Annotated in this window: 6 protein-coding genes; all 6 read left to right on the top strand. The window is 37.1% G+C overall.

Annotated features, from left to right (window positions below):
- A partial coding sequence (locus VLC96_RS15755) for a TIM-barrel domain-containing protein (protein ID WP_325264443.1) occupies positions 1-765 on the top strand: 765 nt, incomplete at its 5' end.
- Between the two features lie 88 nt (positions 766-853).
- A complete protein-coding gene (locus VLC96_RS15750; protein WP_325264441.1) occupies positions 854-2863 on the top strand; it encodes a glycoside hydrolase family 97 protein in 2010 nt (669 codons plus the stop codon).
- Positions 2864-3148: 285 nt separating this feature from the next.
- Complete coding sequence (locus VLC96_RS15745; RefSeq protein ID WP_325264439.1) at positions 3149-5311, top strand: glycoside hydrolase family 3 C-terminal domain-containing protein; 2163 nt, start codon at positions 3149-3151, stop codon at positions 5309-5311.
- Between the two features lie 2 nt (positions 5312-5313).
- Positions 5314-6882, top strand: a complete 1569-nt coding sequence (locus VLC96_RS15740) for a GH39 family glycosyl hydrolase (protein ID WP_325264438.1) — start codon at positions 5314-5316, stop codon at positions 6880-6882.
- Between the two features lie 49 nt (positions 6883-6931).
- Positions 6932-9169: a glycoside hydrolase family 3 C-terminal domain-containing protein gene (locus tag VLC96_RS15735; protein WP_325264436.1), complete on the top strand. Its 2238-nt coding sequence runs from the start codon at positions 6932-6934 to the stop codon at positions 9167-9169.
- 31 nt (positions 9170-9200) lie between these two features.
- On the top strand, positions 9201-10715 hold the full coding sequence (locus VLC96_RS15730) for a cellulase family glycosylhydrolase (protein WP_325264434.1): 1515 nt from the start codon (positions 9201-9203) through the stop codon (positions 10713-10715).
- The last annotated feature ends 105 nt before the right edge of the window (positions 10716-10820 follow it).

Raw genomic sequence — 10820 nt, 5'->3', positions numbered from 1 at the left:
AACGGTGCAATGTCTGCCGAATTAAGAGGCGGACTTTCATTAGGATTAAGCGGTTTCAGTTTTTGGAGTCATGACGTAGGAGGATTTGCAACTAAATCACCTGAAAATTTATACAGAAGATGGGCTCCATTCGGGATGTTTACATCACACGTAAGAAGCCATGGTGAACCTCCACGCGAGCCTTGGTTGTACAGCAAAGAATTTTTGGAAGGATTTAGAAAAGCAGATAATATGCGTTATGAATTGATGCCTTATATCTATGCTCAGGCAAAAGAAAGTTCTCAAAAAGGATTGCCAATGATGCGTGCTTTGTTCTTGGAATATCCAAATGATCCAGGAGCTTGGTTAGTAGATAATGAGTATTTATTTGGTTCAAGTATTTTGGTGGCGCCACTTTTTGAAGAAGTTACCGAAAGAGACGTTTATCTTCCAGCAGGAACTTGGATTGATTACCAAACTAAAAAAGTATACCAAGGCGGATGGCATAAAATCCAGGCTGGCGAAGTGCCAATCGTAGTTTTAGTAAAAGACGGTACTGCATTGCCACATATCGGTTTGGCTCAATCTACCAAAGACATGGATTGGAGCAAATTGACTTTGAAAGTTTATGCTTCTGATGCTACAACAACAGCTACTGCTAAAGTCTTCTTGCCAGATACCGACGCCGTACAAACGATTACAGTTTCTAAAAAAGGAAACAATTTTGAAACAGCATCAAACCCGTTAAATGGAAAAACCACTTTCAAAACAGAGTGGATAAAATAAATATGTTGACTTTTGTTTAGTTTGAAAATCGGGGGAGTGTAGTTAGTGCTTCCCCCAATTTTAAAAAATACAATTAAAAAATAATACCATGATAAAAAAAATCATACTCCCGGCATTTTTAGTTGCGCTGACTTTTGTTAGCAATACACAGGCCCAAAAAAGCAAATCTTATGAACTGGCTTCGCCAGGAGGAATAAACAAAATTAAATTTAACCTTGATAAAACCACTCCAAAATATGAAGTGTCACATGGTAAAATCCAAGTGCTCACACCATCAGATTTGGGTTTTACATTAAAAAATAATGAAGATTTCAGTACCAATTTTGAAGTTGTTGATGTAAAAAACAGCACTTTCGATGAAACTTGGGAGCAAGTTTGGGGCGAAAAGAAAAACATTAGAAACCACTACAACCAAATGGTGGTGAAACTACAGCAAAAAAATGGTGAAAAACGCCAATTAGACATTCAGTTTCGCGCTTATGATGATGGAATTGCGTTCAGATATGTGTATCCAAAACAAGAAAAGAAAGACAGTATTTTTATCATGGACGAAAAAACAACTTTCAACCTGAAAGATGACGGAAAAGCATGGTGGATTCCTGCAAACAGAGAAAACCGTGACGAATATCTTTTTAAAGATGCTCCCGTTAGCACTCTTGATACTGTTTTAACCCCATTAACTATCGAAAGTAAAAGCGGATTGGCTTTGAGTTTTCATGAAGCAAACCTAAAAGATTTTGCCAGCATGACTTTGGTAAATAATACAGGAACACAATTAAAAAGTGATTTGGTGCCTTGGGCTGATGGTGTAAAAGTAAGACAAAAAGATGCGTTTACTTCTTCTTGGAGAACACTTCAAATTGCTGAAAAACCTGGAGATTTAATCACTTCTTATTTGATTTTAAACTTAAATGATCCAAATAAATTAGGAAAAATAGATTACTTTAAACCTTATAAATATTTTGGAATCTGGTGGGGAATGCACATCGGGAAATATTCATTTTGGGAAAGTCCAATTCAGGGAGCAACAACAAAACGTGCTGAAGAATATATGGATTTTACAGCCAAAGAAGGTTTTCATCATTTGTTGATTGAAGGTTGGAACAAAGGTTGGACACCAGCTTGGTATGAAAACAAAATGCATATGTTCAGCTTCACAAAAAGTGCAGACAATTTCGACCTAGAAAAGGTTGTGGAATATGGAAATAAAAAAGGCGTAGCACTTATCGGATATCACGAAACAGGTTCAAACCTGATTAATTACTTGAAAGAAGTAGACGATGCTTTTGCTTTGTATAAAAGATTAGGAATGCATTCGGTAAAAATTGGACACGTGGGTTCAAAATTAAATATGAAGGAAAATCACTTCGGACAATTTGGAGTGAACTATTTCAGATATATTTTAGAAAAAGCGGCAAAATATGATTTGGCAGTATTGTATCACGAGTCAATAAAAGATACAGGTGAGCGACGCACTTTTCCAAATATGGTTTCGAGAGAAGCGGCGAGAGGACAAGAGTACAACGCTTGGAGCGAAGGAAATCCACCAAGCCATTTGACCATTATTCCTTTTACCAGATTACTTTCTGGGCCAATGGATTTCACACCGGGGATTTTTGATGTTGAGGTAAAACAAGGATATCCAGGAAAAAGAGTTCACGGAACAACAGCTCAGCAATTGGCATTGTACGTAACCATTTATGCTCCAATCCAAATGATGGCCGACCTTCCTGAAAATTACGAAGGAAAACCAGCTTTACAGTTCTTAAAAGACGTTCCAACTGACTGGGAAACTACCAAAGTTTTGGAAGGAAAAATAGGAGAATACATCACTACAGTTCGTAAAGACAGAAACAGTGCCGATTGGTATTTGGGAACTATCACAAACGAGAAAGCCCGTGATGTCGAAGTTCCATTGACATTTTTAGATAAAAATGCCAGTTACGAAGCTCAGATTTATGCTGATGCCGAAGGTACAGACGAAACACATAATCCATCAGCTGTAGCGATTTCTAAGAAAACCGTAAAAGCTTCTGATAAATTGCAATTGCATTTAGGTGGAGCAGGCGGAACAGCTATCCGTTTCAAAAAATTATAAATTAAAAACACCCTCCCATTTTCCTAGGAAGATTGGAGGGTTTATAAAAATATTTTGGGCGTGCCCCTGTTGCGTAAAGGGGCTTACCAATCGGGCCGCTTATACAGCCCCTTTACGCAACAGGGTCGGGCTATCCGCGCTACTTCGGTAGCTTGCTTCTATCCCTCACGCGGGCTATAGAATTAATTAGAAAAATTTGTGTTTTCTACGCAAAAAAAATCTGCGTAAATCTGCAAGATCTGCGCGAAAAAAATGTAGCAATCGCAATTTTAATTTGTAATTAGAATGAAAAAATATACCCTATATCTATTGCTTTTACTAACTGTTGCACCAATTTTGGCGCAACAGAAAAAGCAGGTATATCCTTTTCAAAACCCAAAATTAGCAACCGAAAAGCGTATCGACAATCTATTGTCATTAATGACTTTGGAAGAAAAAGTTGCCGTTTTAAGCACCAATCCTTCCGTTCCAAGATTGGGAGTTGTAGGCACAGGTCATGTAGAGGGATTGCATGGATTGGCATTAGGCGGTCCAGCAAAATGGGGAGGAAAAAATAAAGAACCTATCACCACAACCACATTTCCACAAGCCTATGGTTTAGGAGAAACTTGGGACACCGAATTACTTCAAAAAGTAGCAAATGTCGAAGGCTATGAAGCCCGTTTTGCTTTCCAAAAGTACCAGCGCGGAGGTTTGGTCATTCGAGCTCCAAATGCCGATATTGCCCGTGACCCACGTTGGGGACGTACCGAAGAAAGTTATGGAGAAGATGCTTTTTTTAACGGAACAATGACCGTTGCTTTTGTAAAAGGACTTCAGGGGAATCATCTAAAATATTGGCAAACGGCTTCGTTGATGAAACACTTTTTAGCAAATAGCAACGAGGATGGCCGAACTTATACTTCTTCCGATTTTGCTGAACGTTTGTGGAGAGAATACTATTCCGTTCCTTTCCGAATGGGAGTTGTAGAGGGCGGATCTCGCGCATACATGGCTGCTTATAACAAAGTTAACGGAATTCCTGCAATGGTTCACCCAATGCTTAAAGAGATCACGCAAAAAGAATGGGGTCAAAATGGTATTATCTGTACCGATGGTGGTGCTTTCAAGTTATTGCTTTCAGATCATAAATATTATAAAGACCAATATTTAGGTGCGGCTGCAACTGTTAAAGCAGGAATTAATCAATTTTTAGATGATTACAAAGAAGGTGTAAATGGCGCACTTGAAAAAGGATATTTAACCGAAAAAGATATAGACGCAGAAATCCGAGGCAATTTCAGAGTAATGATAAAACTTGGAATGCTCGAAGCTACTGCTGACAATCCATACGTAAAAATTGGAACAGGCAAAGACACTATTGATCCTTGGAAATCCGATGCTCATAAAAAACTAGCTTTAGAGGCTACGCAAAAATCAATTGTGTTGCTTAAAAACGATTCGAATGCATTGCCTTTACAAAAAGAAAAATTAAAAAAAGTAGCCCTAATTGGTCTTCATGCTGACGAAGTTTTACTGGACTGGTACAGCGGAACACCTCCTTATGTAGTGACTCCTTTGCAAGGAATTAAAAATAAGTTAGGATCAAACGTTGAGGTTGTATACGCCAAAAATAACGCAGATGGAAAAGCGGCAGCAATTGCTAAAAGTGCCGATGCAGTTATTGTCATAGTCGGGAATCATCCGGTTTGCAATGCTGGTTGGGCAGATTGTCCAGTGCCAAGTGAAGGCAAAGAAGCAGTAGATCGTCAGTCTTTGACATTGGAACAAGAAGATTTAATCAAAATTGCCTATCAGGCAAATCCAAATACTGTGGTAGCGCTTATCAGCAGTTTTCCGTATGCGATTAATTGGACACAAGAGCATATTCCGGCGATTGTTCACATGGCACAAAATAGTCAGGAATTAGGAAATGCTCTTGCCGATGTCTTGTTTGGAGATTACAATCCGGCAGGACGATTAACGCAGACTTGGGTAAAAGACATCACCGATTTACCAGATTTATTGGATTACAACATTCGCAACGGAAGAACTTATCAGCACTTTAAAGGGAAACCTTTGTATGCTTTTGGTCATGGATTGAGTTACACCACTTTTAAATACAATTCAGTTGAAACCAATTCGGAAACCATTTCCAAAAATGGCGACCTAAAAGTCTCGGTCTCAGTTACAAATACAGGAAAGAAAGACGGTGACGAAGTAGTTCAATTGTATGTAAAGCATTTGGATTCAAAAGTAGAACGCCCTGAAAAAGAATTAAAAGCTTTTCAAAGAGTGTTTATAAAATCAGGTGAGACCAAAAAGGTTTTACTAACAATCAGAGCCAAAGATTTAGAATATTGGCATGTTGCCAAACAACAATTCGAGTTGGAAAATAACGCAGTACAATTGCAAATTGGTTCCTCTTCGGATGTTATTCTTCTAACCAAAAAAATAAATATCAAGTAATTATGAAGAGATTTTTTGTACAGTTTATTGTTTTATGTTGTCTGAGCAATGTTGCATTATTTGGACAGGAAAAAAGCAGAATTATAAAACTAAATTATAATAATGTTGCTGGAAAAATGAACCCTATGTTCAAAGAATGCATAGGAGCAGGTCGTGCCAACGAAGGTTTACGCGCCGATTGGCAACAACAATTGGCTATGGCCAAAAAAGAATGTGATTTCAAGTATATCCGTATGCACGGTCTATTTACTGATGACATGGCGGTTTATCGTGAAGACAGTAAAGGAAAACCAGAATACAATTTTCAGTACATTGATGCTTTGTATGATTTTCTTTTGAGCATAAATGTCAAACCTTTTGTAGAGTTAGGGTTTATGCCGAATGCTTTGGCAAGTGGTCCTGAAACTATTTTTTGGTGGAAAGGAAATGTTACTCCTCCAAAAGATTATAATAAATGGTCGGATTTAATCAAAAATCTAACACAACATTTTACAGAGCGTTACGGAGCCGAAGAAGTAAAAACCTGGTATTTTGAAGTTTGGAACGAACCCAACTTATCACCAGGCTTCTGGTCAAGTACTAAGGAGGAATATTTAAAACTATATGATTATACTGCAAAAGCCATCAAAAGTGTAAATCCTGCTTACAAAGTAGGAGGTCCAGCTACAGCCGGAGCTGCATGGGTGCCTGAAACTATCGATTTTTGTACAAAAAATAATGTACCGATTGATTTTATTTCAACACATACCTATGGTGTAAACCAAGGTTTTTTGGACGAATACGGTTCGACAGGAACAGTTTTAAGTAAAGATGAATCGAGTATTAGTGGCGATGTCCTTAACTCTCGCAAACAAATAACAAATTCGGCAAAACCAAACTTGGAATTGCATTATACTGAATGGAGTGCTTCCTATACACCGGCTGATGCCATTCACGATAGTTACCATTCGGCGGCATATATTTTACAAAAATTAAAACAAGTTGGTAATGCGGCAAACTCAATGTCGTATTGGGTTTTTACCGATATTTTTGAAGAACCAGGACCAAGATTTACGCCTTTCCATGGAGGATTCGGATTGATGAATACTCAAGGAATAAAAAAGCCGGCGTATTTCTCTTATTCGTTAATGAATAAATTAGGAAAAACCGAATTGCAAAACACTGATAAATCATCTTGGGCAACCAAAAATGATAATGGGAATGTCCAGCTTTTATTCTGGGATTTCACTTATACGCTTCCTGAAAAGATAAACAATCAGGATTATTATATAAAAGATTTGCCTTCAAAATCAAAAGGAGAAGTGAAAATCGAACTTGGTGGCTTGTCCAAAGGAAACTACAAGTTAGAAATTTACAAAGTTGGTTATAAAGTAAATGATGCTTACGCCGATTATTTGGCAATGGGAAGACCAAGTCAGTTAACACGCGAACAAGTGAAATTGATTAAACAAAAAAATAATGGAGCACCAATTGCAACTGAAAAAGTAACTGTAGACGCTTCTGGAAAGTTTAGTAAAAGCTATAAGATAAATGAAAACGACGTTGTCATGTTCAATTTTATAAAACAATAGATTTTTAAAGAAATAAAAACCAGTCATAAAAAACCAATAAAATCAATATATGAAAAATAAAATACCACAACTTTCGGTTGTTTTGGCTTTTGCCTTATTTACTTCATGCAAAAGTGATGGACAAAATTCTAATGCAAATTCTACACAAGCAGTAGAATACCAAGGAAAAGAAATAAGCACAGAACATGATGCTGAAATCGACAAATTGATTTCTCAAATGACACTTGAGGAAAAAATCGGAATGTTACACGGTACAACTATGTTCAGCAATGGCGGTGTACAACGTTTGGGTATTCCAGAATTAAAAATGGCTGACGGCCCACTAGGAGTTCGTGAAGAAATCTCCCGTGATAATTGGGCACCAGCAGGATTGACAAATGACTTCGCTACTTATTATCCAGCAGGAGGAGCATTATCGGCAACTTGGAATCCTGAAATGTCGCACACTTTCGGAAATAGTTTAGGAGAAGAATTGCGTGCCAGAGACAAAGACATGTTACTTTCTCCAGCTATTAATATGGTTAGAACGCCACTTGGCGGAAGAACTTACGAATACATGAGCGAAGATCCATTTTTGAATAAAAAAATTGCAGTACCGTTGATTGTAGGTTTACAGGAAAAAGATGTTATGGCTTGTGTGAAGCATTTCGCGGCAAATAATCAGGAAACAAATCGTGATTTTGTAGATGTTCAAATTGATGAGCGTACACTTCGTGAAATTTATTTACCAGCTTTTGAAGCTTCTGTAAAAGAGGCAAAAGCATACAGTATAATGGGAGCTTACAATAAATTCAGAGGTGAATATTTATGTGAGAATGATTATATGCTGAATAAAATCCTTCGTGACGAATGGGGATTCAAAGGGATTGTAGTTTCTGATTGGGCTGCGGTACATTCTACAGCAAAATCACTAAAAAGTGGTTTAGATATCGAAATGGGAACTCCAAAACCTTTCAATGAATTTTTCTTAGCAGATAAACTTATTGCAGCTGTTAAGGCTGGAGAGGTTTCTGAAGATGAAATCAATTTGCATGTAAAAAGAATTTTAAGAACATTATTTCAAGTCAAAGCAATGGGCGGACAAGAGCGTACGAAAGGAAGTATTGCTACCGAAGCACATTACCAAGACGCTTACAAAATTGCTTCGGAAGCCATTGTATTGTTGAAGAATAATAATAACGCCTTACCATTGAAATTAGATGGTGTAAAATCAATTGCTGTTATCGGAAATAATGCTACCAAAGTAAATGCTTTGCGTGGTTTTGGTGCTGGGGTAAAAACCAAAAGAGAAATTACACCACTAGATGGATTGAAAAACAGATTACCCGCTTCTATCAAAATTAATTATGCTGAAGGCTATTTAGAGCGATATGATGTTGCAAATAAAGGAAACTTGGGCGATATTACAATAAAAGGACCTGTGACAATTGACCAATTAGATCCTGCTAAACTACAAGAAGCAATTGAGGCTGCTAAAAATTCTGATGTAGCGATCGTTTTTGCCGGTTCAAACCGTGATTATGAAACTGAAGCATCTGATAGAAGAGATTTACATTTACCATTTGGTCAGGAAGAATTGATTAAAAAGGTATTGGCTGTCAATCCAAGAACTATTGTTGTTATGATTGCTGGTGCGCCTTTTGACATTAATGAAGTGAGCCAGAAAACATCAGCTTTAGTTTGGAGTTGGTTTAATGGTTCCGAAGGAGGTAATGCCTTGGCAGATGTTTTATTAGGAAAAGTAAATCCTTCAGGAAAATTGCCTTGGACAATGCCTAAAGTAATTACAGATTCTCCAGCGCATGCTACCAATAGTTTTCCTGGAGATAAAACTGTGGAGTACAAAGAAGGAATCTTGATCGGTTACAGATGGTTTGATACTAAAAAAGTAGCGCCTTTATACCCTTTCGGATACGGATTATCGTATACCACTTTTGATTTTAGTGATGCAAAAGCAGATAAAACTTCTTATGGGACTAATGAAACAATTACAGTTTCAGTAACCGTTAAAAATACTGGAAAAGTAGCAGGAAAAGAGGTAGTACAATTATATGCTGCAAAACCAGATTCGAAAATTGTACGTGCTGCTCAAGAGCTAAAAGGTTTCCAAAAAGTTTTGATTGAAGCAGGAAAATCAACAACAGTGACCATTAAAGTTCCAGTAAAAGAGTTGGCATATTACAATGTAGCAACCAAAAGTTGGACTGTAGAACCAGGAAAATATACTCTGAATATTGGAAATTCATCTCGTGATATTAAGAGTAAAATCGATGTTACTATAAAATAACATTCTACTTGCTAACCAAAAAAATGATTTTATGAAAAATGAAATAAAAAAAATGAAATTGCTTTTATTTTCATGCTGTGCTTTTTTGACTCTTACGAGCTGTAGCTCTGATGATAGCACTCCAGATGAAGTAAAAACTGAGACAAAAACACTTACAACTGACATTAATAAGATTGATTTTGTAGCCAAAGGAAATGCTGCCAGTGTTACTGTCACAACAGAAGCTAAAACATGGAATATTGCTTCGGATGTTGCATGGATTCAATTGAGTAAAACTTCAGGAACAAAAGGTACTGGTTTAGTAACATTAACGGCTGTAGAAAATACAACTACTGTTGCAAGAACAGGTACAGTTACGCTAAGTTCTAGTGAAGCTGCGTCAATACAAATTGCAGTTACACAAGCTGCTGGAACTGGTGTTGTAGCAGGTTTATATCCTAGTTACAATACAAATCCTATTGCAGACGATGCTACAGGAATGGGAAGCACAGCTGTTCAATTGGCTGCCAAAATCAAAATGGGTTGGAATATCGGAAATACTTTAGAAGCAACCGGAAGTGAAACAGCTTGGGGAAATCCAAAAGTAACGAAAGCATTGATCGATTTGGTTAAAGCTAATGGATTTAATGCGATTCGAATTCCTTGTGCTTGGAATCAGTATGCTAATGCTTCAACAGCTCAAATCAACGCAACATGGTTGGCAAGAGTTAAGGAAGTAGTACAATATTGTGTAGATAACGACATGTATGTAATTGTAAACATTCACTGGGATGGTGGATGGTTAGAAAAGAATATTACCGCTGATAAAAAAGATGCTGTCAACGCTAAACAAAAAGCTTTTTGGGAACAAATAGCAACAACTTTACGTGATTTCGATGAGCATTTAATTTTTGCAAGCGCCAACGAACCAGAGGTTCTAAAAGAGACAGCGGCCACTCAAATGCCTATTTTGCTATCTTATCATCAAACATTTATTGATGCTGTTCGCTCAACTGGTGGTAAAAACGCATATCGTAATTTAATTGTTCAAGGACCATCAACAGATATTGAATTGACTAATAAATGGATGACAACTTTACCTACAGATAAAGTTGCTAATAGAATGATGGCTGAGGTTCACTTCTATCCTTATCAATTTTGTCTTATGGACAAAGATGCTGACTGGGGGAAAATGTTTTACTATTGGGGAGAAGGAAATCACTCCACTACTGATACAACTCATAATCCAACATGGGGAGAAGAAGCAGATGTAGATAAGTTTTTCCTTTCTATGAAAACACAATTTGTAGATAAAGGAATTCCTGTAATTTTAGGTGAATTTGGAGCAATTAGACGTGATTTAACGGGTGATGCGTTAACATTGCATTTAAAATCAAGAGCTGCATTTTTGAAATATGTTGTAAAACAGTCAAAAGCGAATGGTATGATTCCTTTTTACTGGGATGCTGGAAATTTAGGAGTAAATACGATGTCTTTATTCGATAGAAGCAACAATACGGTTTTTGACCAACAAGCATTAACTGCTTTGCAAGATGGATTGAAATAATTTCATAGTTTTAAGTTACTGAGATTCTAAGTTTCTAAGTTTTGTTAAAGCTAAGCATCTTAGAATCTTAGTTGCTTTAAAAAGAGTTCGAGTTACCGCGATACT

The sequence above is a fragment of the Flavobacterium sp. genome (assembly GCF_035456085.1).
GTDB lineage: Bacteria > Bacteroidota > Bacteroidia > Flavobacteriales > Flavobacteriaceae > Flavobacterium.
The sequence above is the reverse complement of the archived record's forward strand: the minus strand, read 5'-3'. Positions and strand labels throughout refer to the sequence as shown.

Coding starts and splice junctions, on each gene's coding strand:
- VLC96_RS15750 (WP_325264441.1), top strand. CDS start 854: ATGATAAAAAAAATCATACTCCCGGCATTTTTAGTTGCGCTGACTTTT.
- VLC96_RS15745 (WP_325264439.1), top strand. CDS start 3,149: ATGAAAAAATATACCCTATATCTATTGCTTTTACTAACTGTTGCACCA.
- VLC96_RS15740 (WP_325264438.1), top strand. CDS start 5,314: ATGAAGAGATTTTTTGTACAGTTTATTGTTTTATGTTGTCTGAGCAAT.
- VLC96_RS15735 (WP_325264436.1), top strand. CDS start 6,932: ATGAAAAATAAAATACCACAACTTTCGGTTGTTTTGGCTTTTGCCTTA.
- VLC96_RS15730 (WP_325264434.1), top strand. CDS start 9,201: ATGAAAAATGAAATAAAAAAAATGAAATTGCTTTTATTTTCATGCTGT.